The organism is Tsukamurella sp. DT100 (assembly GCF_049844855.1).
Classification (GTDB): domain Bacteria; phylum Actinomycetota; class Actinomycetes; order Mycobacteriales; family Mycobacteriaceae; genus Tsukamurella.
On the sequence record NZ_JBNCLV010000005.1, the window covers coordinates 308,932 to 335,288 of the forward strand.

The following is a 26,357-nucleotide window of genomic DNA, read 5'->3' on the forward strand; positions in this document are numbered from 1 at the left end:
CGGCGCCTCAGCCGACGAGCTCGCGGACCGTCGCCGCGATCGAATCCAGGGTGCCGAATGTGTTCTTGCTCATGTACGAGTCTGGGAACTCGATAGTGAATCTGTCTTCGATAGCCAGCATGACGTTCACGGCCGCGTGGGACGTGAGACCGAGTGCAAACAGATCATCACCACCCGCAATTTCCGCGATCGGCCTGGTCAACCGGCCGTGACGCCCCACGATCGAGCGGATCGCCTCGTCCACCGCACCTCCCACCAGCGTCGCGCACCGGCGCGACACCGGCGGCGAATCCTTTTGCAGTCGCGACTCCCGCGCCGCCGTCGTACACCCTAGCCTGGTAACATGTTGCAGTGACAACGGTTCCAGCCACGGAGAAGAGACCGATGACGCAGGCCGCAGCAGCACGTGCGATCGACTTTACTGACCTGCACGCGCGTCAGCAGGAGTTCCGCGCGTCGCTCTTCGACGCGGGGCTCCTCATCCCGTCGGGCGTCGACGGCGTGTACGGGCAGGGCGCGGCGTTCGCGGAGCTCACGGCCGCGATCGACGCGCTGATCGGCGCCACGGTGCGCGACGTGCACGGCGGCGCCGCCACGGTGCTGTCCTTCCCGCCCGTGACGCCGCGCGAGTACCTCGACCGGACCGACTACATCGTGTCGTTCCCCCAGCTCGCGGCCGCGGTCTCCACGTACACCGGCGGCGACGCCGAGCACCGCCTCCTGCTCGCGGGCCGCAACGCGGGCCACGACTGGGGCGGCCACTTCCACGCCAGCGACGTCGCGCTCGTGCCGTCGGCGTGCCACTCGGTGTACCCGGTCCTGAGCGGGCAGCTCCCCCGCGACGGCGCCTGGGTCGACGTCTCCGGCCACTGCTTCCGGCGCGAGCCCTCCGCGGATCCGGCCCGGATGCAGTCCTTCCGCATGCGCGAGATCGTCCGCGTCGGCTCGGACCGGGCGGCCGTCGCGCACCGCGACACGTGGGTGGCGCGCGCCGCCGACCTGCTCAGCGACCTCGGCCTCGCCGTCCGGCAGACCCCCGCGACGGATCCCTTCTTCGGCCGCGCGGGCCGCATGCTCGCCGCCAACCAGACGGCGGAGAACCTCAAGACCGAACTGCTGGTGCCCATCTACGGCGAGGACGTTCCGGGGGTCGCCGTCGCGTCCAGCAACTACCACCGCGATCATTTCGGGGTGCACTTCGACATCACCACCGTGGACGGCGCGCCCGCGCACAGCGCCTGCCTCGGCTTCGGCATCGAACGGATCGCCCTGGCGCTGCTCGCGCGGCACGGCCTCGACCGCGCGACGTGGCCCGGTTCCGTCTCCGCCCAGCTGTGACCGCGGTCCCCGTCCACCTGACCGGGACCACCTGGCCGGGCACCGAGCCCGGCGGTCTCCCCCGCTACTTCGCGGACCTGTTCGCGGCCCTGCGCCGGCGGACCGACGTCGCCGCCACCGCCGCGGCCTTCGGCGACCCGGAGTCGGGGGGCGCGACCTGGGGGCCCGACGCCGGCTCGACGGCCGCCCGGATCCGGGCGTCCCGGGCACCCGCGCCGGCCGGCACCGCGGTCCTCGACCGGCACTTCGCGCTGTTCGGCCCGCCGCCCCGCGGGGCGGCGCTCGTCACCCACTTCCACGGCCCGTGGGCGCAGGAGAGCGCCGCCGCGGGCGAGGGCCGCGCCGCCGTGGCGGTCAAGGCGCTCGTCGAACGCGCCCGCTACCGCGGCAGCGACCGCTTCGTGGTGCTCTCGCAGGCCTTCGCCGACGTGCTCGTCGCGCGGTACGGCGCGAACCGGGGAGCGATCGACGTGATCCCGCCCGGCGTCGACCTCGCGCGCTTCGCCGCGGCCCCCGCCCCAGACGGTCCGCCCCGCGTGCTCTGCGTCCGGCGGCTGGAGCGCCGGATGGGCATCGACGTGCTGCTGCGGGCCTGGCCCGCGGTGCTGGCACGACACCCCGACGCCAGGCTCGACGTCGTGGGCGACGGCTCGCAGCGCGACCTTCTGCGGCAACGCGCGGCGGAACTGGGGATCACCGATACTGTGACCTTCGTGGGAACGATCGACGACGCCGACCTCGCGCGCCGGTACGCCGCCGCGACGCTGACGGCGGTCCCGTCCCTGGCATGGGAGGGCTTCGGGCTCGTCGCCCTCGAGTCCCTCGCCTCCGGCCGCGCCCCGGTGGTCACGGACGTCGGCGGCCTCCCCGACGCGGTCCGCGATCTCGCCCCCGATCTGGTCGTGCCCGCGGGCGACGCCGAGGCCCTCGCGGACCGTCTGGCCGCGGGGCTCGACGGTGCGCGCCCCTCGGCGGCGGCCTGCCGCGCGCACGCCGAGCGCTTCACCTGGGACGCCGCCGCCGCGCGGCACGCGGCCCTCTACCGGGCGGTCGCCGCATGAGCGCGCGCCGGCCCGTCTTCCTCGGGCACACCGCCGCACCGTCGGGCGCGGAGCTGGCCTTCGCCCGCCTCGCCGGAGAGCTGCGCCACCGCGGCGTCCCCGCGGCGGTGATGCTGCTCGCACCCGGCCCCCTGACCGACGTGCTCGAGGCGGCGGACGTGCCGGTCACCGTCGTCCCGGGCCGCCCGTCGACGGTGCGCCGCGACGCCGGACCGGTGGGCGTGCTGCGCGCCGCCGTCGGCCTCTACCGCGCCGGCCGGCGGCTCGCCCCGATGCTGCTCGACGCCGACGCCGACGTCGTGGTCGCCGAGTCGACGAAGTCGCTGTTCGTCGGGGCGGTCGCCTCCCGCCGCACGGGCATCCCCCTGGTGTGGCAGGTGCACGACCGGGTGAGCGCGGAGTACTTCGGCCGCAAGCGCTTCCCGCTGCGTCTGCTCGGCCGGGTCGCGGCGTCCGGCTACCTCGCCAACTCGCGCGGGACGCTGCGCACCATCTCCACCGGTGGCAGTCCGACCGCGGTCTGCCACCCGGGCGTCGACCTGAGCACGGTCCCCGCCGCGGCGCCGCAGCGCGCCCCGAAGAGCGTGAAGATCGCCATGATCGGCCGGATCACGCCGTGGAAGGGCCAGGACCTGTTGCTGCGGGCGCTCGCGCAGATGGAGGCCCAGCCCGAGGTGCGGTTCGTCGGCGGCGCCCATTTCGACGGCGACGATCGGTACCTGGCCGAACTCGAGGAGCTCGCCCAGCGCCTCGGCATCGCGGACCGGGTGACCTTCACCGGGCACGTGCCGGACCCGCTCGCCGAGGCGGCGGACGCCGACGTGGTGGTGCACTACTCCCGGCTCACCGAGCCCTTCGGACAGGTCGTCGCCGAGGCGATGGCCGCGGGCCGGGTCGTGGTCGCCGCCCGCGCCGGCGGGCCGACGGAGCTCATCGTCGACGGGCAGACCGGCGTCCTGGTGACGCCGCGCCGCCCAGACCAGCTGGCCGTCGCGCTCGATGCGCTCATCGCCGACTGGGAGCTGCGCGAGCAGCTCGGCGCGGCGGCGCGCGACCGCGGCCGCGATCTCGACCTCAAGACCTCCGCGGCGATCGCGGACTCCCTGCTGGCGCGGGTGGCCCGGGACGTCCGATGAGGCGGCTCCCTGGCCTCGCGGGGGTGTTCCGGGACGTGGTCCTGGTCTCGGCCGGCCGGTACGGCCAGTACGCGATCACCCTCGTCACGATCCCCTTGTGCGCGCGGCTGCTGGGCCCCGCCGGGATGGGCCTGCTCGCGATCGCGATGTCGACGTACTTCCTGGGCGCGCTCTGCACCGACCTGGGCATCACGGCCTTCGTCGCCGCCCGCGCGGAGAAGCCGGGTCTGGCGCGGCTGCGGGGCGACTACGCGGGGCTCCGCGCCGCGGCGCTCGCGGCGTTCACCGCGCTGTTCCTGGTTGCGGCGGCGCTGCCGGTGCCCCGCGCCGTGGAGATGGGCGCGCTGGGTCTCGTCGTCGGGTCGGTGAGCGCGTGCGGCGACGACTGGGTGCTCCTGGGCACGGGCCGGTTCGGCGCCGTCGTGGCGCAGCAGACCGCGGGCCGGGTCGTCTACCTGGCGCTCCTGGTGGCGCTGCTGCCGCAGGTCCGGACGCCGGAGGTGGCGATGGGCTGCCTGCTGGCGGGGAACGTCGTGGCGGTCGGGTGGTCCTGGGCGCGGACGATCCGCGACCACGGCCGCCCGGCCCGGCCCGGCGCGCCGCGCGCGCTCCTGCGCACGGGGGCGCCGGTGTTCGCGGCGCGGCTGCTGTCGTCGTCGTACGGCCCGGGCGCCGCGACGGTCTTCGCGCCGGCGCTCCCGCCGCACGCGCTGGGCCTGTTCAGCGCGAGCGACCGCCCGGTGCAGGCGGCCGGCTCGCTGCTGGACGCCGTCGGGGTGAGCCTGCTCCCCCGGCTGGCCCGCCGGGACACCGACGCCTTCTGGGCGACCGCGCGCCGCGGCGTCCTCCTGGTCGCGGCCGGCGGAGCGGTGCTGGCCGCGGCCGCGACGCTGCTCGCGCCGTGGCTGGTCCCGCTCGTCTTCGGCGACGAATTCGACGGCGCCGTCCCGCTGCTGCAGGTGCAGGCGTGGGCCCTCCCCGGCCTGGCGGTCGCCTCGTTCGTGGCGACGGCCGTCCTGCCGGTGCTGGGCAACGCGCGGGGCGTACTGCTGGCCGGCGCGGTCGGGGCGGCCGTCATCGCGGCGACGCTGGCGGTCGCGCTGCGGACCCACGACCCGCTGAACGTCGTGGCTGGGATCGTCGCCGCCCAGACCGCGGCCGCGGGCTTCTCCGTCCTGCGGGCCCGGCGCCTGGAAGCCGCGGCGGGCCCCGCACCGGCCGGTGGGGCCGCCGCATGAGGATCCTGTTCGCCGGCGACGACTGGTACGGCAGCAACGCCCGTTCCCTCGCCGAGGGCTTCCGCCGGGCGGGGCACGACGTGACCGTCGTCGACACCACCGCCGTCACGCTCCCCCGCCGCGGCGGCCCGGCGTGGTGGTACGCCAAGCGCACCGGGCGGCGGGCGCCGGCCACCGTCGAGGCCGTGCACCGGCGGCTCGAGGCGCAGCCCGTCGCCGACCTGCTGTTCTGCTACACGTCCGTGCACCTGGACCAGGAACGCCTGCTGAACCTGCCTGCGGGCCGGCACGTGCACTACAGCGCCGACGACGTCGCCAACCCCGTCAACACCACCCCCGAGTACCTCGCCGCGGAGCCCGGCTGGGACGCGATCGTCACCACCAAGGCGCACAACGTGCCCGAGCTGCTCGCGCGCGGGGCGCAGCGCGCGATCCTCGTGCGGAGCGCCTACGACCCCGACTGGCACCGCCCCGTCGCGCCGCGCTCGTCACGGCGGTACGCCGCCGGCTTCGTCGGCAACGCCCGCCCCGACCGCGCCGCGCTCGTCACGGGCCTCGCCGCCCGGCTCGGCCCGGAGTTCTATCTCGCCGGCCCGGGCTGGCGCCGGAGGCCCGCCGTCGCGCGCAGCCGGGCGACGGTGCGCGGCCCGCAGTACGGCACCGCCCTGTCCGCGGCGATCGGCGCGATCGACGCGAACCTGGTCCTGCTCAACTCCGACAACCGCGACACGCACACCTGCCGCACCTTCGAGGTCCCCGCGGCGGGCGGGTTGTTCGTGGGCCCGCGGACCGTCGAGCACGCGGAGCTGCTCGCCGACGGCCGCGAGGCGCTGCTCTACGACGACCCCGCCGAGATCGACGGCATCGTCGCGCGGGTGCGGGCCGAGCCGGCGGCCGCGGCGCGGATCGCCGCCGCCGGGCACGCCGCCATCACCGGCGGCGCGAACACGTACACGGACCGGGCGAGGGAGATCGTCGATGTCCTCGACTGACGCCCTGCTGGAGCTGCGGACCTATTTCGGCCCGGCCGACGCGCCGCTGTACGGCGCGCTGCACCTGCCCTCATCGCGCCGGGTCCGAGGCACGGTCCTGCTGGTCCCGCCGCTGGCCAAGGAGCAGTACGACGCCCTGCGCGGGCTGCGCCGGCTCGCCGCCCTGCTCGCCGCCGACGGCCTCGCCGTGCTCCGCTTCGACTACCTCGGCACGGGCGACTCCGCCGGCGCCGCGGGCCTGCCCGACGCCGCCGCGGGCTGGATCGCCTCGGTCCGGCACGCGGACGCGTACCTGCGCGGCCTCGGGGCGGGCGCACCCGCGGTGGTGGCGCTGCGGGCGGGCGCGGCCGTCGCGGGCGCCGCGGGCCTGACCCCGCCCGCCGCGGTCCTGTGGGACCCGATCAGCGGCAGGCCCTTCACCCGCGCGCAGGGCGCGCTCGCGCGGATGGCGATCGGCGCCGGGCCGGACACGTGGGTCGGCCTCGACGTGCACCCCACGGCCGTCGCGGAGCTCGCGACGCTGCCGGCCGACGCCCTGGCCGCCCCGCGCGTCCTGATCGCGGAGCGCCCCGGCGCCGGACCCGTCGGCCCCGTCGGCGCCGACCGGATCGCCGTCGACGGCATGCCGGAGTTCGTCGAACCGAGCGCGCACCTGGTCCGCATCCCCGACGCCGCGGTCGCCGACATCGCCGCCTGGCTGGGCGCCGCCCTGCCCGACGGGGAGCGCGTCACCGTCGCGCCCGAGATCCGCGCCCGGGCGCGGTGGGGCGACGTCGAGGAGCGGATCGAGGACATCGGTGGCGCCGCGGCGATCAGGACCGTCCCCGCCGTGGGCGCACCGCGCCGGTCCGTACTGCTCTGCGCGACCGCCAACGACACCCGGCACGGCCCGAACCGCGCGTGGGTCGCGCTGGCCCGGGAGGTCGCCGCCGCGGGCGGCGCCGCGCTGCGCTTCGACCGCCGGGGCGCCGGCGAATCGGGCCCCGTCGACGCGGGCGAGGCCGTCGCGCTGTTCCCGCCGGCCGGGGTGGACGACGCGGTCGCCGCGGCCCGCGCGCTCGACGGACCGCTGCTCACCGCCGGGGTGTGCTCGGGCTCCTGGTACGCCGCGCACGCCGCCCGCGCGGCCGCGGCGGATACGACGGTCCTGGTGAACACGGTCCTCTACTCGTGGCGGCTCAAACCGGGGATCACGGCCGCACCCGCGCAGGACCTGGGCGTTCCGCGCACGGATCCCGCCTTCGCGCGCAGCCCCCGCGGGCGCGTGAAGGAACTACTGCGGACCCGGCTGCCCTACGCCGCCTGGCGGCTCCTCGGCCGACGCGGCGTCACGCAGGTCCCCGAGGTCCTGCTGCGGCCGGTCGTCGCGGAGGGGACCGACGCGGTCCTCGTCCTCGCCCCGCCCGATGCCGCGTGGTTCGACTCCCAGCGCGGCCCCGAGGGCCTCCGTCGGCTGCTTCGCCTCGCCGGCCGACAGCGCGCGGGCACCGTCCGCGCCGTGCGGCCGGGCGCCGGCGACCACCCCGGGTATCACCCCGATGTGCGCGCGGATGTTGCAACCGCGATACTGCAGTGGTGCGAACAGCGGTGACCGGGGGGCGGCGGATGCGTCGGCTGATCGCGTGCGCCCTGGTGCTCGTGCTCGTCGCCGTCGTCGGCATCGCTCTCGACCGCGCCTACCTGCAGCCGAAGATCGACCGGGAGCTCAGGCCCGCGGACGCGATCGTCGTGCTCGGCGGGAATCCCTACGACCGGTTCGAGTACGGCCTCGACCTGGCGGAGCGGGGCCTGTCGACGCAGGTCGTGCTGTCCAACTCCGTCGGCGCCGACGACACCCGGATGCGGGAGCTCTGCGCGCGGACGATCACCGGCGTACAGGTCACCTGCTTCCTTCCCGAGCCCTGGACCACCCGCGGCGAGGCCCAGGAGGTGCAGCGGCTCGCGGCCGCCCGCGGCTGGGACGACATCATCGTGGTCACCACCACCGCGCACCTCGAACGCGCCCGCTTCATCCTCGAGCGCTGCTACGGCCGGGCCATGCAGATGACCGATTTCCCCGAGCAGCGCGGCACCGCCGAGACGGTCTTCGGCTGGGGCTACCAGAGCGCCGGCTGGCTCAAGGCGCTGTACCAGACGGGCTGCTAGCCGGACGCGCCGTTCGTGCGGGTCACGGCGTAGGCGAGCGCGCCCGCGACCAGCACGAGGATGCCCGCGGACACCGAGCCGGCGGGCAGCGACAGCGCCACGAGCAGGCACCCGGCCAGCCCGATGGCGGGCACGATCCGGGCGCGGACCGCAGCGTCGAGCGTCCAGGCGGACGCGTTCGCCACGGCGTAGTAGACGAGTACCGCGAACGACGAGAAGCCGATGGCGGCGCCGAGGTCGGCCGTGGCCGCGACCACCGTGACGACGGCGCCGACGGCCAGCTCCGCGTGCACCGGAACCCCGCGCCGGCCGTCGACCGCGGCGAGCGGGCGCGGCAGGTGGCCGTCGCGGGCCATCGCGAGGGCGGTGCGGGAGACGCCGAGCAGCAGCGCCAGCAGCGAACCCAGCGCCGCGACGCAGGCGATCACCGTGACCACCGCGACCGGGAGTCCGGCCGCCCGCGCCGCATCGGCGACCGGCGCGGCCGAGGCCGCGAGCCCGGCCGTGCCGAGGACCGCGACCAGCGCGACGCCGACGAGCACGTACACCCCGAGGGCCACGGCGAGCGCGACGAAGATCGCGCGCGGGAGGGTCCGGGCCGGATCGCGCACCTCCTCGCCCAGGGTGGCGATGCGCGCGTACCCGGCGAACGCGAAGAACAGCAGGCCCGCGGCCTGCAGCACCCCGAACGGGCCAGCGGCCGCACCGTCGAACACCCGGGACGGCTCCGCCGCGCCGGAGGTGAACGCGGCGACCGCGACCGCGACGAGCACGGCCAGAACGACGGCGACGAGCACGCGCGCGACCCGCGCCGAGCGCTCCACGCCCGCGACGTTGAGGGCGGTCAGCGCGACGACGGCACCCGCGGCGACGGCGTGCGCCTGGGCGGGCCAGGCGTAGTGGCCGACGGTGAGCGCCATCGCGGCGCAGGACGCGGACTTGCCGACCAGGAAGCTCCAGCCGGCGAGGTGGCCCCAGAACGGGCCGAGCCGCTCGCGCCCGTACACGTAGGTGCCGCCGGACTGCGGGTACCGCGCGGCGAGCCGGGCGGAGCTGCTCGCGTTGCAGTACGCGATCAGCGCAGCGATCGCCAGGCCGAGGAACAGCCCGGAGCCCGCCGCCGCGGCGGCCGGCGCGAAGGCGACGAAGACGCCCGCGCCGATCATCGCGGAGAGGCCGACGGTGACGGCGTCCCCGACGCCGAGCGTCCGCTGCAGTGCGGGTCCGCTCACCGATCCTCGGCGCGGGCCGCGAGCCGGTCGACGGACGCGGCCAGACGGTCCGCGGTGGTCGCCCGGGCCCGCGGGAGGCGCTGCTCGTCGTGGAGCTGCGTCCAGTCGTAGGTGTGCGTGACCCGGGTGGCTCCGTCGGCGAGCGGCGCCAGCTCCCACCGCCAGAGGTGCCCCGGGGCGGGCTCGCCGATGGGCGACGGCTTCCAGGCGATGAGCCGGCCCTCGTCGAACTCGGTGATGTGGTTCTCGCGGACCTGGCTGTTGGTCAACGTCATGGTGAAGACGTCCCCGACGGCGCGCACCCGCTGGCCCGGCGCCGCCTCGGTGAGGTTGTCGTTGCCGTCCCACTCGGGCTGGCGCGCCGGGTCGGCGATCAGGTCGAACAGGAGGTCCGCCGGGGCCGCGATGTCGCGGGAGGCGGAAACGATGCGGGTGTCATCCGATGTGCTCACGCACTCATCGAACCAGGTGCACCCGCATCGTGCCCAGGGATGGAATCTACTTGCGGTTCATGTCGACGCTGTTCTCGTAGGTGACCGAGCCCTCGGGCGAGTTCACCCACTGGCCCGGGCAGCTCCCCCGCAGCGAGCTGGTGACGAGCGGGACGACCCGCGGATCCCAGGCGAGGTACGCGTGGTCGAACGACGCGGCGGCAAGGAGGTAGCCCTTGACCGTCGCGCGGCACTGGCGGCCGTCGAGGTTGCCGGACAGCGGATCGGTCGTGCTGCGGATCGAGTAGAACTCGGTGGGGCCGGGGGTGTCGACGCCGGCGTTCAGCTGGTTCAGGATCGCCGATCCGTTGCAGGCGCCGTTCGCGGGCGCCGGCAGCACACAGCCGGTCGGCGAGCCGTACTCGACGCCGCCGAGCACCACCGAGCGGGCGACGTCCTTGGATCCGCCCAGCGCCTTGATGTAGTAGCGGCTGCTGATCGCGCCGGAGCTGTGCGAGACGATCGAGACGGTGCGGTTCGGCGAGGCCTTCTTGGCCTGGTCCACCGTGGCCTTGAGCTCTCCGGCCTCCTTGCGGTGGTCGAAACCGGGCAGCCACAGGTTCTTGACGTCGAAACCGGCATTGCGCAGGTTGGTGTTCAGGGGCTCGTAGATCTGGCCGGGGGCGATCAGGCCCGCGTACACGATCACCAGGTCACGCTCGGCGGCGTGGGCGATCGAGGGAACGGCGACGACGACACCGAGGCCCGCTGCGGCGGCGACGAAGGACTTCTTCAGGATCTGCATGAACGCAACATAGCAGGCAATGTTGCGATCGCAACACACAAGAAGGTGAGGGGGCTCATAGCACCCACGCGGTGGGGGAAACCGACTCCTCGGGGGCAGCGATTATTCTCGAACGTATGAAAGCTGTCGTGTGCACCGAAGGCCGCCTGACCGTCGAAGAGCTCCCCGCCCCGAGTCCCGCCCGCGGGCAGGTGCTGCTCAACGTCACCCGCACCGGGATCTGCGGTTCCGACCTGCACGCCCGCCACCACGCCGACCTCGTCGCGGACCTCGCCGCGAAGGCCGGCTACCCCGACTGCATGCGCACCGACCAGCGCATCGTCATGGGCCACGAGTTCGTGGGCACCGTCGCCGAGTACGGGCCGGGCTGTCGCAAGCGGTGGCCGGTGGGCACCCGCGTCGTCTCCCTGCCGACGCTGATGGTCGGCAGCGAGCCGCAGCTCGTCGGACTGTCCGAGCGGTCCCCCGGCTCGTACGCCGAGCAGGTGCTCGTCCAGGAGTCCATGACGATGCCCGTGCCCGGGAAGCTCTCCGACGAGGAGGCCGCCCTCACCGAACCGATGGCCGTGGCGTGGCACGCGGTGCGCCGCGCCGAGGTCGGTCGCGGGCAGACGGCGATCGTGATCGGCTGCGGCCCGATCGGCCTCGCCGTGATCTCGATGCTGCGCGCCTCGGGCGTCAAGAAGATCATCGCCAGCGACTTCTCCCCCGGGCGCCGCGCCCTCGCGACGCAGATGGGCGCCCACGTGGTGGTCGACCCGCGGGAGCAGCAGCCGTGGGACGCCTACAAGCAGCCCCGCAACGAGATCCGCAAGGCCAGCGACCTCTTCAAGCTGGGCGTGAGCACGATGGACAAGCTCACCCTGGTCCCCGGTCCCGTGCCGTGGTGGCACGTCTTCCGCCTCGCGGACAAGATCGGCGAGACCCCGTCCGGTCCCGTCGTCTTCGAGTGCGTGGGCGTGCCCGGCATGATCAACTCGATCATCGAGGCCGCACCGCTGCGCACCCGCGTGATCGTCGTCGGCGTGTGCATGGAGCCCGACACGATCATGCCCGCCCTGGCCGGCAACAAGGAGATCGACCTGCGGTTCGTCTTCGGCTACGACCCGGGCGAGTTCCACGACACGCTGCACATGATGGCGAGCGGCAAGGTCGACGTGAAGCCGCTGGTGACGGGCACCGTCGGGCTCGGCGGGGTGGAGACCGCGTTCGACGCGCTCGGCGACCCCGAGGTGCACGCCAAGATCCTGATCGACCCGTCGAGCACGGCGACCGCGCCCTGACGGCGCCGAACGCGCTGCGGATCGGCACGTTCAACGTCAACGGGATCCGGGCGGCGCGCCGTCGCGGCTTCGACGACTGGCTCGCGGGACGCGGGCTGGACGTGCTGGCGCTGCAGGAGTTGCGCTGCCCGCCCGCCGAGGTGGGCGTGTTCCCCGGCTATCACGCGGCCGTCGACTGCGGCTCGATCCCGGGCCGCAACGGGGTGGCGATCCTGAGCCGGGAGGCACCGTCGGACGTGCGGACCTGGGCGAGCCGTCCGCCCCGCGCGCGCGGGCTCGCCGAGTACGCCCACGAGGGCCGGTACGTCGAGGTGGACCTCCCCGGCCTGACGGTGGCCTGCCTGTACCTGCCCAAGGGCGGGCTGCCCGCGCACCTGCAGCGGCCCGGGAACATGCGGGACGTGCCGGACGGCGGCGCGAAGCACGCCCGGAAGATGCGCTTCCTCGACGCCTTCGCGCGCGAGCTCGACCGCAACCGCCGGGCCGCGCTCGCCGCGGGGCGCGAGTTCCTGCTGCTCGGCGACCTCAACCTGGCGCTCCTGCCGCACGACGTCACCAACTGGCGGCCCGCGCAGAAGATGGAGGGCTTCCTCCCAGAGGAGCGGGAGTGGCTGGGCGCGCAACTGGGGCCGCGCCGGCTCGTCGACGTGGTGCGCACGCTGCACGGCGACCGGCCCGGACCGCTGTCGTGGTGGAGCTGGGCGGGCGAATCCTTCGCCAAGGACGTCGGCTGGCGCATCGACCACCAGCTGGCGACCCCGCGCCTCGCCCGCACGGCGCAGTCGGTGGTCGTCGACAAGGAACCCTCCCCCGACGAGCGACTGTCGGATCACGCTCCCGTGATCGTGGACTACGCACGCGGCTGAGGGGGCGCGGGATCACCCTGACCGCAAACCTTTCCGCGCGGCGAAAGGCGCTGCACACTGGTCCCTCGTGAAACGAACGGCTACCGCCATCCTCGCAGTCCTGTTGTCCCTCACCGCGGTCGGCACCACCGCCTGCGCGAGCGACACCCCGTCGAACGAGATCAAGCTCGGGGTCGTCGACGTCGGCAAACCCCACTGGAAGGTGTTCACCGACGTCGCGAAGGAGCACGGCTACACCGTGAAGCTCGTCTCCTTCTCCGACTACAACGCCCCGAACCCCGCCCTCGCCGACGAATCCATCGACCTCAACCAGTTCCAGCACGTGCGCTACCTCGCCGCGTACAACGTCAAGAACACCGTCCGCCTGGCCCCGGTCGGCGCCACCCAGATCTACCCGCTGCAGCTGTACTCGAAGCGACACCGGTCGATCGATGCCTTGCCGCAGGGCGCGACGATCGCCCTGTCGGACAACCCCGCGAACCAGATCCGTCCCCTGCTCAGCCTGAAGGCGGCCGGTCTCGTGACCTTCCGCGACGGCGCGGGCACCTGGCAGTCCTCACTCGCCGACGTGGATCGAGCGCGGTCCAAGGTCACGCTCGTCACGCTGGATCCCACCCAGATCGGCCCGGCGCTCGACAGCGTCGACGCCGGCTTCGTGGACGACACCTTCGCGGTGAAACTGGGGCTCACGAGCAAGGACTCGATCTACACCGACGATCCGCGCCGCCCCGACCTGGCGCAGTACATCAACGTCTTCGCCGCCCGCGAGAACGATCCCCGCACCGGCGACTACACCGCGCTCGCCGCCCTCTACCACGATCAGCGGGTCCATGACGCCGTCGTGAAGGACTCCGGCGAGACGGCGATCTTCACGACGGACGCGCCGGAGGCGCTCCGGACGACGCTGACCCGGGTGGAGCAATCGCTGCGGAGCTAGCCGCAGGTCCCGCCGCGACGGCGACGCCGCCGATGGTGACGAGGGCGCCGAGGATCAGGGCGGCGCCCTCGCCCGCGGCGAACAGGTGCATCTGCTCGCCGACGGTGACGGCGGCGACGGGCACGCCGATCTGCGCGGCCGCGAGCACGCCCAGCGGGATGGGGAGGCCCGCGAACCGCATCGCGACGTGCGCACCGATCGCGCCGAAGCCGAGAGCGAGGCCCAGCAGGATGAACGACGGGTGCTCGACGAGGTCGCGCAGATTCACGCGCGCGCCCAGCCAGACGAAGAAGAGCGGCGCCAGGAAGCCCTCCCCGAGCGCGAAGAGCTGCGCCGCCATCCGCCGCGGCTCGCCCACCGACGAGACCGCGAGTCCCAGCGCGAAGCCGGCGAGCATCACCGAGACGTGCATCGTGGTGGCGATCGCGGCGAGCAGGAACAACGCGACGAGGCTGATCCGCAGCTGCAGCGCGAACTCGCGCTCCTCGGAGAACTGTTCGATCCGGTCGCGCAGTCCGCTGTTCTCCGACCACCGCAGGATCAGGTAGAGCACGAACGCCGCGCCGCCCACCGCGAGCGCGCCGAGCGCCGCCCGTCCGGCGGTGGGCGGGTCGATGACCAGCGGCAGCGCGACGACGCAGACGGTGTCGGCGATCGCGACCTGCGCGGTCAGCGCCAGGACGGGCTTGCCGGTGAGGTGGTTGGAGTTGATGATCGGCAGCACCACGGCCGCCGACGACGACGCCATGAGCACCGCGTACAGCGCGGCGTGGCCGGTATCGAAGGCCGCCGACAGCGCGGTGCCGAGGATCGCGGCGATGACGCCGACCGCGGCCGCGCGGATCGCCCCCGCGCCCAGCGCCGCGCGCACCGCCGGATCGCGGACCGGGACGTGCGTCCCGGCGACGAACATGACGATGGCGAAGCCGATGTCGGCGAGGAAGGCGAAGGTCGGCTCGGTCGCATCCAGGACCCGGAAGCCCGTCGCGCCGAAGACCACGCCCGCCAGCATCGGGCCCAGGATCAGGGGCAGGTGCCACGACTGCTTCGCGGCGAGCAACGGGCCCAGCAGCCCCAGCGCCGTGACCAGCGCCAACGTCGAGAACGTCATTGCAAGGAGGCTACTCCCCGCGGGCCGCCCAGTACCCCCGAAGTTCCTGCTCCGACGCCGATTTCACGACCAGCTCGCCGTCCTCGTCGTCCAGCAGGCAGACGGTCTCCCGTGGCAGGGCGTCCTCCGCGACGAGCTCCGCCTTCGCGCGGCGCATCGCCCCGAGCAGCGCGTACCCGTAGCGGGCGTACGCCGCGCTCCACGCCGCGTCGTCGAGGCCCTCGACGGCGTCGTTGAGGGCGTCCTGCCAGCCGTCGAGCGGTGGGCGCCGCGCCCAGGCGTCGTCGCGCCGGGGCCACGCGGGCGGGTCCCAGAGCTCGTGCGGCGGCACGGATTCGACGGTGCCCAGCGCCGGGTGGGGCAGCAGGATCACGCCGCCCCGCTCGGCGTAGAAGGTGGTCAGCGCGTACGCGTAGGGCAGCTCGCCGTCGGCCTGGTAGACCAGCGCCCGCGCGACGGTGCGCAGCTCGGCGCAGACCGCGTCCTCGAAGCCGAACCAGTCGAAGTCGACGCCGGCGCCGGTCACCGCTTGACGACGTGCAGATCGGCGAGGGTCGTCAGGCAGTCGGCGGCCATCGTCAGGTCGGCCTCGGCGAGCATCGACCGGAGCACGTGCTCGACGCCCGCCGCCCCGCCGAGGGTGAGGCCGTAGACGTACGGGCGGCCGATGCCGGCCAGGGTCGCGCCGAGGCCCACGACGCGGAGGATGTCGACGCCGTCGCGGACACCGCTGTCGAAGGTGACGGGCAGGCCCGCGTCGAGGACGCCCTCGAGGTGGCTCACGGCGGGCAGCCCGCCGTTGGCCTGGCGGCCGCCGTGGTTGGAGCAGGCGATCGCGTCGACGCCCTCGGTCGCGGCCTTCCGCGCGTCCTCGGCGTGGCAGATGCCCTTGAGGATGATCGGCAGGTCGGTGATCCGGCGGATGCGGGCCACGTCGTCCCAGGAGAAGGTGGGCTTGCTGAACAGCGACGACCACACGATCCCCGCGTGCAGCGGCGGCGGGTTCTCCACCCCGCACAGCTCGATGAACCGCGGGTCGGTGAGGTAGTTGGCGAGGCAGCGGCCGCGCAGGAACGGGATGTACCCGTTGCGCAGGTCCCGCGGCCGCCAGCCCAGGCTGCCGGTGTCGAGGGTGATGGTGAGCGCGTCGAAGCCGGCCTTGTCGGCGCGGCGCACCAGGTTGTCCGTCAGCTGGTCGTCCTTGGTCGGGTACAGCTGGAAGGCGGCGAAGGAGTCGCCGCGGGCGTCGGCGATCTCCTCCAGCGGCGCCTCCGAGAGCGTCGAGTACATCGCCGCCACGTTCAGCTCCGCGGCGGCCCGGGCGACCTCGAGGTCGCCGTTCTCGTGGACCAGGCCGTTCACCCCGACGGGGCAGAGGATCAGCGGGGCGTCGAGCTCGGCGCCGAGGAACGTGGTCGACAGGTCGCGGACGCTGCGGTCGCGGAGCATCCGCGGGACGAAGCCGTAGCGCCGCAGCTCGGTGACGTTCGCGTCCTGCGTGGTCTCGTCGCCGGCGCCGCCGCGCACGTAGTCGAAGAGGGAGTGGTCGAGCACCTGCTGCGCGCGGGCCTCGAGATCGCTGAAGGTGTAGGGGAAGTGGCGGTGCTTCGCGAGCAGCCCCTCCGCGTAGATGCCGTCCTGGAAGCTGCCGTAGTCCGCCATGGATGGACGGTAGCAGTGGCGGGTCAGGGCGCGGTGAGGAAGTCCAGGGCGTCGACGGTGGCCGCCGGCTCCTGTAGGTGGTAGCCGTGCCGCACGCCCCGGTACACCCGCACCCGGGCATCGTCGATGCCGGCGCGGAGGATCTCGGCGTTCTCGGCGGGACACATGCGGTCGTCGGCGCCGTGCAGGATCAGCGTGGGCGCCTCGATCCACGGGAGGGCCGCGGCGGCGTCGTGGTCGATGCTCGCGGCGAAGTGCGCGCGCTGGGCGGGCAGCGAGCGCGGCTGCGCGAGGATCGCCTCGGCCGCCTCGGGGTGGACGGCGAGCCACTCGGGCGTGAAGAACAGTTCCAGCAGTGCCCGCCGGTCCGAGCGGACCAGGATGCGGAGCACCTCGCTGGGGCGCGCGACGCCGTGGGCGTCGCCGACCGTCGTGGCGCCGAGGATCAGGCGGCGGACCCGCCCGGGCTGGTCGGCGGCGAGCCACTGCGCGGCGCGGCCGCCCATGGAGAAGCCGTAGACGTCGAGCGCGTCGCCGATCGCGCCGTCCGCGCGGGCGGCGTCGAGCACCGCGAGGGCGTCCGCGGCGCAGTCCCGGGTGCTCCACCCGCGCGGGAAGACGTCGTCGCTCGCACCGATGCCGCGGTGGTCGAACGTGATGACGGGACCGGCGGCGCGGAAGTCGTCGACGACCGGCGCCCACGACGATCCGGCGAGCGCCTGACCGGCGAACAGCAGCACCCCGGGACCGCTCGCGCCGGGCGCCGCGGGGTGCACCGTGTAGGCGAGCCGGGCACCGTCGGCCAGGGTTGCGTGAGGCATGGCGGCAAGCCTAGGACGTCACACCGACAGGATGCAGCTCACACCACGAGGTGAGGCTTGGCTAGAATCTCGTCCCATGTCTGTTCACATCTTCTACGGTTCCTCGACCGGCACCGCCGAGGGCGCAGCGAACGCCATGTACAACGTGTTCGCCAAGGCCGGCTCCGTCGAGCTGCACGACATGATGGACGGCGAGATCGACGCGCTGGATCCCGCGGACTTCCACGTCTTCTCGTGCGCCACGTACGGCGAGGGCGAGCTCCCCGCCGGCACCACCGAGTTCTTCGAGGACCTGCTCGAGGCCGCGCCCGACCTCACCGGCCTGCGCTTCGCGGTCTTCGGCCTGGGCGACACCATCTACGTCGACACCTACAACGCCGGCGGCAAGACCATCGTCAAGCACCTCACGGGGCTGGGCGCCACCCAGGTGGGCGACCGCTTCGAGCACGACAACTCCGGCACCGACGACGTGGACGAGAAGGCCGTCGAGTGGGCCGAGGAGATCGTCGGCCAGATCTGACGTCCTTCAGCGACGCACCCCTGACAGACGAACGCCGCCGCGGAGGAATCCGCGGCGGCGTTCTTTCGTCGGTGGGTACCGCTACTGCGGCACCGTGAGGGTGGGCGGTGTGGTGTTCACGCCCGCGCAGGCCTCGCACACCGAGGCGGGGATGACGCCGCGGCGCTGCAGCCAGCCGAAGACGATGCAGCCGAGGCACACGCCCGCGGCCGATTCCAGCAGCGCGGCGACGACGAGCAGGCCGACTACGACCTGGGCCGCGACGGTGTTCCCCGTCAGGAAGAGCACGAGCGCGACGGTCGAGAAGACGAGGCCGATGGTCTGCGCGAACCGCTTGGGCGGGCCGGGCACCAGCTTGGCCGGACCGAGCTTCGGTGCGATGACGTGCACCGACAGCCGGCCGAAGGGCGAATAGCGCGGCCCGCCGGCGACGCGCAGCGCGAAGCCGATCGCCAGGGCGGCGTAGAGCCACCACTGACCGGCGACGATCGTGACCACCGCGAGGACGACCACCAGGGCCGCCGTCGCGCGGGCCGCGTACTCGTTGACCGGGTTCGGGAAGGAGAAGAGACCACTCACGAGGCCGAGATTATCGCCGCCCGGCGGCGGCCATAAGGGTTGCGCTCGCAGTGATTCTCATGCGTCCGGGCCGGCGGCCATGCGCAGGAGGAGGGGCACCGCGTCGCGCAAGCGGGCTGCCTCGTCGGCGGTGAGCTGCGCGCTGCCGGTCTCGACCAACCAGGCGTCCCGTGCGGCGTCCCGGGCGTGCAGCACCTCCCGCCCGCGGTCCGTCAGCGCGACGGGCCGCCGCCGGCCGTCGGAGCCGTCGGCGTCGCCCTGCAGGAAGCCGCGGCGCCGCAGGTCGGCGACCGCGACCGAGACGTTCGAGCGTTTCATCGCGAGCCGGTCCCCGATGGCCGTCGGGAAGGCGTCCACGCCGAGCGCCTCGACGGTGGCGAGCACGAACAGCTCGGAGCCGCGCAGCCCCGCGGCGGGCAGCTGCTGGAGTCGCTGCTCCAGCAGGCCCACCGCGAGGCGGAGCGCCTCGGCATCGCCGGGCTTCACCGGTCGCTACTCGTCGACCACGACGGTCTCGCCCGGAGCGGCGCCGAGCAGCTGCCCCAGGTCGATGCCCTGCGACTTGAGCGCGGCCACGACCGACGCGACCGACTGGCCCGACAGGCCGAGGAGGCCACCGGCGGCGTCCCCCTGCCCCCCACCGATGATGCTGATGTTGTCGATGGCGGCGGTCGCCTCGGACTGCGCGCGGACCGACGCCTCCACGGTGGCGAGCACCTGCGGCGCGAGCAGCAGCCGGACGGCCTCGGCGTTGTACTGGTTGAACGCCTCGGCCTGCGCCTGCTTGCCGGCCGCGTCGGCGCGCAGCTCGGCCTCGAGCGCCGCCGCGGCGGACTTGCGGGCCTGCGCCTTCGACTCGCCGTCGAGGCGGGTCGACTCCGCGGACGCCTCGGCGGCGAGGATCGCCGCCTGCCGGTCGCCCTCGGCGCGCGCGACCGCCGCCTGGCGCGCGGCCTCGGCGGGCGCGATCACGTCGGCCTCGAGCGAGGCCTCGGCCTGCGCGCGACGCTTGCGCTCGACCTCGGTGCGGGCCTCGACGCGGGCCGCCTCGGCCTCCTCCAGCGCGATGCCGACGGCCTTCTCCGCCTTGGCCTTGGCGAGCGGGCCGGCCTGGTCGGCCTCGGCGTTCTGCGCCTCGGTCTGGGCGCGGAGCTGGGCGATGCGCACGTCGCGGCCCTGCTGGGCCTCGGCGATCGCGGTCTCGGCCTCGGTCTGTGCGATCTCCCCGGCGCGACGGGCATCGGCGGAGCGGATCAGCGAGTCGCGCTCGGCCTCGGCCTTGCCGATGTCGGCGTCGCGCTTGACCTCGGCGATGCGCTTCTGGCCCAGCGATTCGAGGTAACCGTTGCGGTCCTCGATGCCGGCGATCTTGAGGATGTCGACCTCCATGCCGATGCGCGCCAGGTCGCCACCGGCCTCGTCGACCACGCCGCGGGCCAGGGCCTCGCGGTTGCTGTTGAGCTGCTCGACGGTCATGGTCGCGGCGATGCCGCGGAGGCTGCCGGCCAGGATCTCGTTGATCTGGTTCTCGAGCTCCGCCATGTTGGCGGTGAGGAAGCGTTGGGCGGCGGTGCGGGTCATCTCGTCGGTGGTGCCGATGCGCACCAGGCCGACGGCCTGCAGCTCGACGGGCACGCCGTCGATGCTGCGGGCGTTGCTCAGCGCGATCCGGATCTCGAAGGGGCGCAGCGGCATGTAGTCGACGCGCTCGAGGCCGGGCACCTTGAAGCGGGCGCCGCCGCGGACGACCTTCATCTCGCCGCGGCCGGTGAAGATCGCCACCTGGTCGGGCGGCGACTTGATGTAGTTGTGGAAGAAGATCCACAGGGCGAGCAGGATCACGATCACCGCGGCACCGGCCGCGATCAGGATCGATACGGTCATTGATTCCCTCCCTCTGCCGGGCGCGACGGCCCGGCGCTTGTGATCAGGCCTGAGTCTCGAGCGGCTGCACCACGAGGCGGTCCCCCTCGACGTCCACGATGAGCACCGAGGCGCCCGCCGCCGCGACGGCGGCGGGATCGACGAGGATCGCGGTCGTGGTGGCGCGCACCGACTCCGAGTCGACGTAGCTCACCCGGCCCCAGCCGCCGGCCGGGATCTCCATGCTGAGCTCGCCGATGGTGCCGACCGCGGCGCGGAGCCCCGCGACGGTACCGGTCTGCGCCCGGCGCATCGCGCGGAGCACCAGCATGAGCAGCCCGTAGGCGGCGACGCCGGAGGCGGCTGCTGCACCCACGACGACGGGCGTCGACAGCGACGCCCCGGCGGACAGGGGCCAGCCGACCACACCGAAGACGCCGACGGCGGCGGCCAGTGCGGGCGCGCTGAGCCAGGGCAGGCCGGCGTCGGCACTGCCGACCTCGACTCCCCCGACCTCGAAGTCCCCCAGGACCAGTGACGCGATCAGGACCAGAACCCCGACGACGGCACAGACTGCGAAAACGGTAACCACGGGCGCCTCCTCTGCGCTCGGATCTCCTGTTTGCAGTATAGCAAAGATTGCGTATAGGGCGTACACGAACGGAGACGGTTCCCACATTATTAGTTATGGACATATAATCCTTGTATGCCTACAAGTGTTTCGGGGCTGGGGCCGCGCCGTCGCGCGCTCGTCCTCGTCGCGTGCAGCCTGAGCCTGCTGATCTCCTCGATGGACGTGACCATCGTCAACGTCGCGCTCCCCGGGATCGGGCGGCAGATGGCGGCGTCGGTGACCCACCTGCAATGGGTGGTCGACATCTACACGCTCACGCTCGCCAGCCTGCTGGTGCTCTCCGGCGCCACCGCCGACCGCTTCGGGCGGCGCCGCGTCTTCCGGATCGGCCTCACCGTCTTCGCGGCGGGCTCGCTGCTCTGCAGCCTCGCGCCCACCGTCGACGTGCTGATCGCCGCCCGCGGGATCCAGGCCGTGGGCGGCTCGATGCTCACGCCCGTCGCGCTCTCCATCGTCACGGCGGTGTTCACCGAGCCGTCCGAACGCGCCCGCGCGATCGGCCTGTGGGGCGCGGTGGTCGGGGTCTCCACGGCGGTCGGGCCGCTCGTGGGCGGCGTCCTCATCGACACCCTGGGCTGGCGGTCGGTGTTCTGGGTGAACCTGCCGATCTGCGCCGTCGCGCTCGCGCTCACGTACGCCGTGGTGCCCGAGTCCAAGGCGGCCGTGCCGCGCAGCATCGACCCGCTCGGGCAGGTGCTCGCGATCGCCGTGATGTTCACGGCGGTGTTCGGCCTCATCGAGCGCGAACCGCTGATGTTCGCGCTGACGGTCGCCGCCCTCGCCGCGTTCCTCGCTCACGAGCGCCGGCACCCGTCGCCGTTCATCGACCTGCGCTTCTTCCGCAGCATCCCGTTCTCCGCCGCCACGCTCACCGCGGTCTGCGCCTTCGCAGGCTTCGGTGCCTTCCTGTTCACCATGTCGCTGTACCTGCAGAACACGCGGCACTTCTCCGCGGTGCAGACCGGCCTGATGTTCCTGCCGATGGCGCTGTCGGTGCTCGTCGCCTCCCCCGTGTCCGGTCGGCTCGTGGCACGGTTCGGCACCCGGCCCTCGCTGCTCGGCGCGGGCCTCCTGATGACAGGGGCGGCCGTCGTGCTGACGACGGTGGACGCGGGCACGCCCCTGCCGGAGCTGGCGGTGGTCTTCGCGGTCTTCGGCATCGGCTTCGGCCTGGTCAACGCGCCGATCACCAACTCGGCGGTGAGTGGAATGCCGCTCGACCGAGCGGGCGCCGCCGCCGCCGTCGCCAGCACCAGCCGGCAGCTGGGCATCAGCCTGGGGGTCGCCCTGTCCGGCCTCATCGCCGGCGCGACGCTCTGGTGGGCCGTCGCGGGTTTCGCGCTGGTCGTCGTGGCGCTCGCCGTCCTGTCGACCGGCGCCCGGGCGGAGCGCTCGCGGGCGCGGATCGCGCCGCTGCTCGAGACGAAGGAGGTGGCCGGTGCCCACTGAGAACCCGGACGAGGTGTGGAGCCTGCTCGTCCACGCCGTCATCGACAGCCGCTCGGACTGGCGCCGCGCGGTCGTCGAGCGCACCGGCCTGCCCTTCAGCCGGCTGCGGGCGCTCAAGCGCCTCGACCGCTACGGCTCGCTCACGCTCAAGGAGCTGGCCGCCCTCGCGGACATGGATGCGCCCGCCGCCACCGTCGCCGTCAACGACCTGCAATCGCGTGGGCACGTCGAACGCACCGTCTCCCCCGAGGACCGTCGGGCGAAGGTCGTGACCATCACCGACTCGGGACGCGCCGTCATCGACGCCATGGCCTCCGTGGAGGACCCGGCGCCACCCGCGATCCGGTCACTGCCTCCCGGGGAGCTCGCGCGCCTGGCCGAGCTCGCGCGCGCGCTCGCCGGGTAGTCCGGCGACGGGCTCGTGCGCCACGTCGAGCGGCTCCTCGCCGGGCGCCGAGGGCGGGGCCGGCGCCGCGACGGGACCCGGGGCACCGTCGGCCGACGGTGCCGGCACGCTCTGCTCGACGGTGCCGACGACCACCTTCCGGGTGCGGCGCATCGCGAAGGTGACCTCCTCGACCTCCTCGTAGGACTGCTGCACCGTGCGGGTCTCGCCGCCGCCTCCGCCGGGCAGGACGCGCGCGACGATGGGCGGCACGAGCGGCCGGACGAAGCCGGCGATGGTGCGCGCGGCCTCGTCGAGCACGGGCGGCACGAACGGATTGGGCTTGTGCGCGATCTCGCGCGCCGGGACCGCCGGGGCCGCCTCGGCGACCCGGGCGGGCAGGTTCGTCTCGTCGGGCACGGCGGTCTCCTCGGCGGTTTCGGGTTCGGTCGTGATCACCGGGATCTCGCCCGTCGGCGTGTCATCGGCGACGGGCTGCCCCGCCGCGGCCAGGCTGGCTGCTTCCGCGGCGGCGGCGATGGGGAGGAAGTCGTCGTTCACGGCGGAGGTCTCCTGTCGGTAGCGCCGCGCGGTCACCGCGACCGGCTCGAATCCGGCGGCCTCCAGCGCCGCTGCGCCGGCCGCCGCGCCGCCGAGGGCGGCCAGCAGCTCGGTGGGGCGGTCGTCGGCGATCGCGAGCTCGACGCGGCGCTCGTGGTCGCGGCGCTCGATGCCCAGCTGCGCGGCGGAGGCGAGGCGCTCGCTCTCCAGGTCCCGACGGTGCCGGATGTCGCGGACGGTCTCGCCGCGCCACAGGCGCAGGAGGAGCGGGAGCAGGGCGAGCACCACGCAGACGAGGTCGATCGCGATCCGGAGCGCGGCGGCGGGCAGCGAATGCGCGGTGACGCCGTTCAGCGCGACCCAGCGGGCGCCCAGGCCGTCGTCGGCCCCGGCGGTGGCGTCCCGCCGGGCGGCCGCGACCTCGGTCCGCGCGGTCACGACGCGGGCGTCGCGGCCGGGCGCGTCCTTCGCCCTTGCGGCGGTCGCGCGATCGAGGTCGGTCTGCGCCGAAGCGAGCCGCTCGTTCGCGGTGCGGGCCTCCGGTCCCCGGCCGGGGACGCCGGTGATCGAGGTCTGCGGGCAGGCGGGACCGGGCCGGTACTCGCAGCGCGCGACGACGAGCGCCTGGTCGCGGCGGGCGGAGGCCTCCGCGACCGCGGTGTCGAGGGCGGACCGGTCGGCGCGGGCGGCGTCCAGCTCGGCCTGTGCGGCGCGGACCGCGGGTGCCGACGCCGCCGCGCGGTCGGCGTCCTCGTGCAGCCGGTCCTCGATCGCGCCGTTGAGCGCGAGCATCGAGACCAGTTCGCCGACGACCAGCCCGACGAGCACGGCGACGAGGAACCGGCTGGGCAGCGCGGCGCGGCGCCCGGGGGCGGCGACGGCGACGCAGATCGCGCCGCCGATCAGGAGCGCGAGCACAGCGAGGACCAGGACCGTCGTCATGCCGCCTCCTTCGCCGCGATAGAACTCCGTCGATCTACTCTCAGATGAGAATTGCAGCCCGCCGCGGTTCGCGCCCAATCGTGTGGCCGCTTTCACAGCGCGAAGTACCCACTGCGGAGGGGTAGTTCTACTCATCCCGTGCAGGTCGGCGGGCGGCACGCTGTGTGCATGACCACCATCGCAACCTCGCCCAAGCCCACCGCCGCCTTCTTCATCCAGTCCGCGATCGCCTTCGCCGTCTCGTCGGGCAGCCTGCTCGTCGGCGCCTTCTACCTGCCCATCGACACCTGGCAGCGCGGCTTCCTGCTCGTGGGAGCCCTGTTCCTCATCACCAGCACCTTCAACCTCGCGAAGGTCATCCGCGACCAGCAGGAGGCGGACAGCGTCCGCGTCCGCGTCGACGAGGCCCGGATCGACAAACTCATGGCCGAGCACGACCCGCTGCGCGCCATCTGATCCGGACGCATCTAGACCGCATGGTCTATATTTAGACCATGCGGTCTAGAGATACGTTCACGTCCGAGCAGCGACGGGCTCAGCTCGTCGACGCGGCCATCGCCGTCATCGCCGAGCACGGCTACCCGGCGGCGTCCGTCGCGAAGATCGCCGAGCACGTCGGGATCGCGAAGTCCGTGGCGCTCTACCACTTCCGCACCAAGGACGAGCTGGTGGCGGCGGTCACGACCGCGGTCTTCACGGTCGCGGCCGGGTACATCGTGCCCGCGATCGCCGCGGCGGAGACGGCCACCGACAAGCTCGCCGCCTACATCCGCTCCAACGCCGCCTTCCTGTCCGAGCACCGCGCCGCGACCGTCGCGCTGCGCGAGATCGCGACCTCCTACCGCACGGCCGACGGCCGTCGGTTCGACGAGGCGGTCACCGAGGACACCGCGGCGAACCCGCCCCAGGGCGACCTCGCGCTGCTCGACCCCGCGGCGATCTTCGCGCTCGGTGTCGAGAACGGCGAGTTCCGGGCCGACCTCGACCCGGTGCGCGCGGGCTCGGCGCTGCGTGGCGCCCTCGACGGCGCCGCGTCCGATCTCGCCCGGCTGGGAGCGATCGGCGTCGACTACGACCCCGTTGCGTACGGCGAGACCCTGGTCGAGATCTTCACCCGCGGGGTGCGCGCATGAGGACCGCGATCCTGGCCTTCGGCACCCGCGGCGACGTCGTGCCGCTCACCGGGCTCGCCCGCCGGCTGGGCTCCGACGGCCACGACGTGGTGCTCGCCGCGCAGGAGCCGTACCGCGCCGAGGTCGCGGGCGCCGGCGTCGCGTACGCGCCGCTGCCGAGGGACACCCGCGCGGCGACGCTCGCCTCCCCCGCCGCGCAGGCCCTCGTCGACGGGGCGAGGATGCGCCCTTCGAAGGACTCACTCGAGGAGATGCGCGAGGAACTGCACGGCGTCGGCCAGGCGATGGCCGCGGCCGCCGAGGGCAGCGACCTGCTGCTGCTGGAGGGCCCCGTCGGCGCGCTGCTCGGCCGGCACGTCGCCGCCGCGCTCGGTGTTCCCAGTGCGGGCGTGATGTTCCAGCCCGCCTCCCCCACCGGCGATTTCAGCCCGCCCGCGCTCGGCGTGCGCTCCTACGGGCGCCTGGGCAACCGGTTCGTCTGGTGGGCCGGCGGCTTCGCCGAGCGCGTCTACGCGCCGGTGATCGCCGAGCTCCGCCGCGACCTCGGCCTACCCGCGAAACCCTCGCGCGCGGAGCGCGACCGGCCCTGGCCCGTGCTCCACCCGTTCAGCGAGCACGTCCTCCCGCGGCCCACCGACTGGCCGGAGCACGTGCGCGTCACCGGATACCTGCGCCCCGAGCCCGTGGGCGCGCTCGGCCCGGACCTCGAGGCCTTCCTGTCCGACGGTCCGCCGCCCGTCGCCGTCACGCTCGGAAGCACCGCGACGGCGAACGGGGCAGCGCTCTCTGAGATCGTCGCCGAAGCCGCCGCGGCGGCCGGGGTGCGCGCCGTCGTGCAGCGCGGCTGGGCCGGGCTCGAACCGGTCGGTGAGCACGTCCTCGTCGTCGACGACGTGCCGCACGCGCTGCTGTTCCCCCGCTGCGCCGCCGTGATCCACCACTGCGGCGCCGGGACGACCGCGGCCGCACTGCACGCGGGGGCACCGTCGATCCCGGTGCCCGGGATCATGGACCAGCCCTTCTGGGCCCGACGCCTGCACCGCCTGGGCGCCGGCACCGCCCCGCTCCCCCGGCACTCCCTCACCGCCGACGGCCTGACGGGGGCGCTGCGCACCGTCGGACAGCTCCGGCCTGCGGCCGAGCGCCTGGGCGCGGCCCTGCGCGCCGAGGACGGCGCCGGCCGCGCCGCCGCGGCGATCACCGACCTGTTCCACCCGAGATAGGAGGCACACC

The 26,357-nt window shown here is 74.0% G+C and carries 29 protein-coding genes; 16 read left to right on the forward strand and 13 right to left on the reverse strand.

Features of this window, described 5'->3' with window-relative positions; translation table 11 throughout:
- Positions 1-7: 7 nt before the first annotated feature.
- Entirely contained in the window at positions 8-244 is a 237-nt protein-coding gene (locus ACLQ3K_RS14635; protein ID WP_426000252.1) for an acyl carrier protein, read from the reverse strand.
- A 140-nt stretch (positions 245-384) separates the two neighbouring features.
- Between ACLQ3K_RS14635 and ACLQ3K_RS14640 the strand changes: the two genes are divergently transcribed.
- Genes ACLQ3K_RS14640 through ACLQ3K_RS14670 form a run of 7 tightly spaced genes read left to right on the forward strand, consistent with a single transcriptional unit; the run spans position 385 to position 7,910 of the window.
- The gene (locus ACLQ3K_RS14640; RefSeq protein WP_426000254.1) at positions 385-1,338 is read left to right on the forward strand and encodes an amino acid--[acyl-carrier-protein] ligase; all 954 of its coding nucleotides are present in this window, start codon (positions 385-387) and stop codon (positions 1,336-1,338) included.
- Between the two features lie 17 nt (positions 1,339-1,355).
- Entirely contained in the window at positions 1,356-2,399 is a 1,044-nt protein-coding gene (locus ACLQ3K_RS14645) for a glycosyltransferase family 4 protein (protein ID WP_426000447.1), read from the forward strand.
- Entirely contained in the window at positions 2,396-3,535 is a 1,140-nt protein-coding gene (locus ACLQ3K_RS14650; RefSeq protein WP_426000256.1) for a glycosyltransferase, read from the forward strand. Before ACLQ3K_RS14645 ends, ACLQ3K_RS14650 begins: the two co-directional genes overlap by 4 nt.
- A complete protein-coding gene (locus tag ACLQ3K_RS14655; RefSeq protein ID WP_426000258.1) occupies positions 3,532-4,773 on the forward strand; it encodes a lipopolysaccharide biosynthesis protein in 1,242 nt (413 codons plus the stop codon). Before ACLQ3K_RS14650 ends, ACLQ3K_RS14655 begins: the two co-directional genes overlap by 4 nt.
- Positions 4,770-5,765, forward strand: a complete 996-nt coding sequence (locus ACLQ3K_RS14660; protein ID WP_426000260.1) for a CgeB family protein — start codon at positions 4,770-4,772, stop codon at positions 5,763-5,765. The genes ACLQ3K_RS14655 and ACLQ3K_RS14660 overlap by 4 nt, the downstream gene beginning before the upstream one ends.
- Positions 5,752-7,356 (forward strand): alpha/beta hydrolase, encoded by a 1,605-nt coding sequence (locus tag ACLQ3K_RS14665; RefSeq protein WP_426000262.1) that lies wholly within the window; start codon positions 5,752-5,754, stop codon positions 7,354-7,356. Before ACLQ3K_RS14660 ends, ACLQ3K_RS14665 begins: the two co-directional genes overlap by 14 nt.
- 14 nt (positions 7,357-7,370) lie before the next feature.
- Positions 7,371-7,910, forward strand: a complete 540-nt coding sequence (locus ACLQ3K_RS14670; RefSeq protein WP_224647957.1) for a YdcF family protein — start codon at positions 7,371-7,373, stop codon at positions 7,908-7,910.
- On the opposite strand, the gene ACLQ3K_RS14675 is transcribed toward ACLQ3K_RS14670, so the two are convergent.
- Genes ACLQ3K_RS14675 through ACLQ3K_RS14685 form a run of 3 tightly spaced genes read right to left on the reverse strand, consistent with a single transcriptional unit; the run spans position 7,907 to position 10,378 of the window.
- On the reverse strand, positions 7,907-9,142 hold the full coding sequence (locus tag ACLQ3K_RS14675) for an APC family permease (RefSeq protein ID WP_426000264.1): 1,236 nt from the start codon (positions 9,140-9,142) through the stop codon (positions 7,907-7,909). The two genes, ACLQ3K_RS14670 and ACLQ3K_RS14675, sit on opposite strands and share 4 nt — an antisense overlap.
- Positions 9,139-9,594, reverse strand: a complete 456-nt coding sequence (locus ACLQ3K_RS14680) for an SRPBCC family protein (protein ID WP_426000266.1) — start codon at positions 9,592-9,594, stop codon at positions 9,139-9,141. Before ACLQ3K_RS14680 ends, ACLQ3K_RS14675 begins: the two co-directional genes overlap by 4 nt.
- A gap of 46 nt (positions 9,595-9,640) precedes the next feature.
- On the reverse strand, positions 9,641-10,378 hold the full coding sequence (locus ACLQ3K_RS14685) for an esterase/lipase family protein (protein ID WP_426000268.1): 738 nt from the start codon (positions 10,376-10,378) through the stop codon (positions 9,641-9,643).
- Positions 10,379-10,494: 116 nt separating this feature from the next.
- Here ACLQ3K_RS14685 and ACLQ3K_RS14690 point away from each other — a divergent pair, with 116 nt between their 5' ends.
- The 3 genes from ACLQ3K_RS14690 to ACLQ3K_RS14700 all read left to right on the forward strand — a co-directional run bounded on the left by ACLQ3K_RS14690 (position 10,495) and on the right by ACLQ3K_RS14700 (position 13,464).
- Positions 10,495-11,661: a zinc-binding dehydrogenase gene (locus ACLQ3K_RS14690; protein WP_426000270.1), complete on the forward strand. Its 1,167-nt coding sequence runs from the start codon at positions 10,495-10,497 to the stop codon at positions 11,659-11,661.
- Between the two features lie 14 nt (positions 11,662-11,675).
- Complete coding sequence (locus ACLQ3K_RS14695) at positions 11,676-12,527, forward strand: exodeoxyribonuclease III (protein ID WP_426000449.1); 852 nt, start codon at positions 11,676-11,678, stop codon at positions 12,525-12,527.
- A gap of 67 nt (positions 12,528-12,594) precedes the next feature.
- A complete protein-coding gene (locus ACLQ3K_RS14700) occupies positions 12,595-13,464 on the forward strand; it encodes a MetQ/NlpA family ABC transporter substrate-binding protein (protein WP_224651852.1) in 870 nt (289 codons plus the stop codon).
- Here the strand turns inward: ACLQ3K_RS14700 and ACLQ3K_RS14705 are convergent.
- From ACLQ3K_RS14705 to ACLQ3K_RS14720, 4 genes are read right to left on the reverse strand one after another with little or no spacing between them, the layout of a single operon-like run.
- Positions 13,397-14,575, reverse strand: coding sequence for a cation:proton antiporter (locus ACLQ3K_RS14705; protein WP_426000273.1), 1,179 nt, complete (start codon positions 14,573-14,575; stop codon positions 13,397-13,399). The genes ACLQ3K_RS14700 and ACLQ3K_RS14705 overlap by 68 nt on opposite strands.
- Before the next feature lie 10 nt (positions 14,576-14,585).
- Positions 14,586-15,101, reverse strand: coding sequence for a hypothetical protein (locus ACLQ3K_RS14710; RefSeq protein WP_426000275.1), 516 nt, complete (start codon positions 15,099-15,101; stop codon positions 14,586-14,588).
- Positions 15,098-16,237, reverse strand: a complete 1,140-nt coding sequence (locus ACLQ3K_RS14715; protein ID WP_426000277.1) for an alpha-hydroxy-acid oxidizing protein — start codon at positions 16,235-16,237, stop codon at positions 15,098-15,100. The genes ACLQ3K_RS14710 and ACLQ3K_RS14715 overlap by 4 nt, the downstream gene beginning before the upstream one ends.
- Positions 16,238-16,260: 23 nt before the next feature.
- The gene (locus ACLQ3K_RS14720) at positions 16,261-17,058 is read right to left on the reverse strand and encodes an alpha/beta fold hydrolase (RefSeq protein ID WP_426000279.1); all 798 of its coding nucleotides are present in this window, start codon (positions 17,056-17,058) and stop codon (positions 16,261-16,263) included.
- 76 nt (positions 17,059-17,134) lie between these two features.
- Here ACLQ3K_RS14720 and ACLQ3K_RS14725 point away from each other — a divergent pair, with 76 nt between their 5' ends.
- Positions 17,135-17,578 (forward strand): flavodoxin domain-containing protein, encoded by a 444-nt coding sequence (locus tag ACLQ3K_RS14725; protein WP_224651843.1) that lies wholly within the window; start codon positions 17,135-17,137, stop codon positions 17,576-17,578.
- 81 nt (positions 17,579-17,659) lie between these two features.
- Here the strand turns inward: ACLQ3K_RS14725 and ACLQ3K_RS14730 are convergent, their stop codons facing one another.
- From ACLQ3K_RS14730 to ACLQ3K_RS14745, 4 genes are read right to left on the reverse strand one after another with little or no spacing between them, the layout of a single operon-like run.
- Positions 17,660-18,157, reverse strand: coding sequence for a DUF4395 domain-containing protein (locus tag ACLQ3K_RS14730; protein ID WP_426000281.1), 498 nt, complete (start codon positions 18,155-18,157; stop codon positions 17,660-17,662).
- A 57-nt stretch (positions 18,158-18,214) separates the two neighbouring features.
- Positions 18,215-18,643, reverse strand: a complete 429-nt coding sequence (locus ACLQ3K_RS14735; protein WP_426000283.1) for a MarR family winged helix-turn-helix transcriptional regulator — start codon at positions 18,641-18,643, stop codon at positions 18,215-18,217.
- A 6-nt stretch (positions 18,644-18,649) separates the two neighbouring features.
- Positions 18,650-20,041 (reverse strand): flotillin family protein, encoded by a 1,392-nt coding sequence (locus ACLQ3K_RS14740; protein ID WP_336670194.1) that lies wholly within the window; start codon positions 20,039-20,041, stop codon positions 18,650-18,652.
- A 43-nt stretch (positions 20,042-20,084) separates the two neighbouring features.
- A complete protein-coding gene (locus tag ACLQ3K_RS14745) occupies positions 20,085-20,612 on the reverse strand; it encodes a hypothetical protein (protein ID WP_224651836.1) in 528 nt (175 codons plus the stop codon).
- Between the two features lie 114 nt (positions 20,613-20,726).
- On the opposite strand from ACLQ3K_RS14745, the gene ACLQ3K_RS14750 reads away from it, so the two are divergent.
- Together ACLQ3K_RS14750 and ACLQ3K_RS14755 are read left to right on the forward strand one after the other, a co-directional pair.
- Positions 20,727-22,103, forward strand: coding sequence for an MFS transporter (locus ACLQ3K_RS14750; protein ID WP_336670193.1), 1,377 nt, complete (start codon positions 20,727-20,729; stop codon positions 22,101-22,103).
- Positions 22,093-22,509, forward strand: coding sequence for a MarR family winged helix-turn-helix transcriptional regulator (locus ACLQ3K_RS14755; RefSeq protein ID WP_224651827.1), 417 nt, complete (start codon positions 22,093-22,095; stop codon positions 22,507-22,509). Before ACLQ3K_RS14750 ends, ACLQ3K_RS14755 begins: the two co-directional genes overlap by 11 nt.
- On the opposite strand, the gene ACLQ3K_RS14760 is transcribed toward ACLQ3K_RS14755, so the two are convergent.
- The gene (locus tag ACLQ3K_RS14760) at positions 22,450-23,991 is read right to left on the reverse strand and encodes a DUF4407 domain-containing protein (protein WP_426000286.1); all 1,542 of its coding nucleotides are present in this window, start codon (positions 23,989-23,991) and stop codon (positions 22,450-22,452) included. The genes ACLQ3K_RS14755 and ACLQ3K_RS14760 overlap by 60 nt on opposite strands.
- Positions 23,992-24,159: 168 nt before the next feature.
- Here ACLQ3K_RS14760 and ACLQ3K_RS14765 point away from each other — a divergent pair, with 168 nt between their 5' ends.
- Genes ACLQ3K_RS14765 through ACLQ3K_RS14775 form a run of 3 tightly spaced genes read left to right on the forward strand, consistent with a single transcriptional unit; the run spans position 24,160 to position 26,347 of the window.
- Complete coding sequence (locus tag ACLQ3K_RS14765) at positions 24,160-24,447, forward strand: YiaA/YiaB family inner membrane protein (RefSeq protein ID WP_336670191.1); 288 nt, start codon at positions 24,160-24,162, stop codon at positions 24,445-24,447.
- A gap of 38 nt (positions 24,448-24,485) precedes the next feature.
- The gene (locus ACLQ3K_RS14770; RefSeq protein ID WP_224651822.1) at positions 24,486-25,124 is read left to right on the forward strand and encodes a TetR/AcrR family transcriptional regulator; all 639 of its coding nucleotides are present in this window, start codon (positions 24,486-24,488) and stop codon (positions 25,122-25,124) included.
- On the forward strand, positions 25,121-26,347 hold the full coding sequence (locus ACLQ3K_RS14775; protein ID WP_426000289.1) for a glycosyltransferase: 1,227 nt from the start codon (positions 25,121-25,123) through the stop codon (positions 26,345-26,347). The genes ACLQ3K_RS14770 and ACLQ3K_RS14775 overlap by 4 nt, the downstream gene beginning before the upstream one ends.
- Positions 26,348-26,357 lie beyond the last annotated feature (10 nt).

Excerpts from the sequence above, each read along its gene's own strand:
- ACLQ3K_RS14760 (WP_426000286.1), bottom strand. The coding sequence starts at position 23,991 with ATGACGACGGTCCTGGTCCTCGCTGTGCTCGCGCTCCTGATCGGCGGC.
- ACLQ3K_RS14705 (WP_426000273.1), bottom strand. The coding sequence starts at position 14,575 with ATGACGTTCTCGACGTTGGCGCTGGTCACGGCGCTGGGGCTGCTGGGC.
- ACLQ3K_RS14740 (WP_336670194.1), bottom strand. The coding sequence starts at position 20,041 with ATGACCGTATCGATCCTGATCGCGGCCGGTGCCGCGGTGATCGTGATC.
- ACLQ3K_RS14715 (WP_426000277.1), bottom strand. The coding sequence starts at position 16,237 with ATGGCGGACTACGGCAGCTTCCAGGACGGCATCTACGCGGAGGGGCTG.
- ACLQ3K_RS14765 (WP_336670191.1), top strand. The coding sequence starts at position 24,160 with ATGACCACCATCGCAACCTCGCCCAAGCCCACCGCCGCCTTCTTCATC.
- ACLQ3K_RS14690 (WP_426000270.1), top strand. The coding sequence starts at position 10,495 with ATGAAAGCTGTCGTGTGCACCGAAGGCCGCCTGACCGTCGAAGAGCTC.
- ACLQ3K_RS14655 (WP_426000258.1), top strand. The coding sequence starts at position 3,532 with ATGAGGCGGCTCCCTGGCCTCGCGGGGGTGTTCCGGGACGTGGTCCTG.
- ACLQ3K_RS14660 (WP_426000260.1), top strand. The coding sequence starts at position 4,770 with ATGAGGATCCTGTTCGCCGGCGACGACTGGTACGGCAGCAACGCCCGT.
- ACLQ3K_RS14770 (WP_224651822.1), top strand. The coding sequence starts at position 24,486 with ATGCGGTCTAGAGATACGTTCACGTCCGAGCAGCGACGGGCTCAGCTC.
- ACLQ3K_RS14670 (WP_224647957.1), top strand. The coding sequence starts at position 7,371 with ATGCGTCGGCTGATCGCGTGCGCCCTGGTGCTCGTGCTCGTCGCCGTC.
- ACLQ3K_RS14750 (WP_336670193.1), top strand. The coding sequence starts at position 20,727 with ATGCCTACAAGTGTTTCGGGGCTGGGGCCGCGCCGTCGCGCGCTCGTC.
- ACLQ3K_RS14775 (WP_426000289.1), top strand. The coding sequence starts at position 25,121 with ATGAGGACCGCGATCCTGGCCTTCGGCACCCGCGGCGACGTCGTGCCG.
- ACLQ3K_RS14725 (WP_224651843.1), top strand. The coding sequence starts at position 17,135 with ATGTCTGTTCACATCTTCTACGGTTCCTCGACCGGCACCGCCGAGGGC.
- ACLQ3K_RS14720 (WP_426000279.1), bottom strand. The coding sequence starts at position 17,058 with ATGCCTCACGCAACCCTGGCCGACGGTGCCCGGCTCGCCTACACGGTG.
- ACLQ3K_RS14685 (WP_426000268.1), bottom strand. The coding sequence starts at position 10,378 with ATGCAGATCCTGAAGAAGTCCTTCGTCGCCGCCGCAGCGGGCCTCGGT.
- ACLQ3K_RS14650 (WP_426000256.1), top strand. The coding sequence starts at position 2,396 with ATGAGCGCGCGCCGGCCCGTCTTCCTCGGGCACACCGCCGCACCGTCG.
- ACLQ3K_RS14665 (WP_426000262.1), top strand. The coding sequence starts at position 5,752 with ATGTCCTCGACTGACGCCCTGCTGGAGCTGCGGACCTATTTCGGCCCG.
- ACLQ3K_RS14640 (WP_426000254.1), top strand. The coding sequence starts at position 385 with ATGACGCAGGCCGCAGCAGCACGTGCGATCGACTTTACTGACCTGCAC.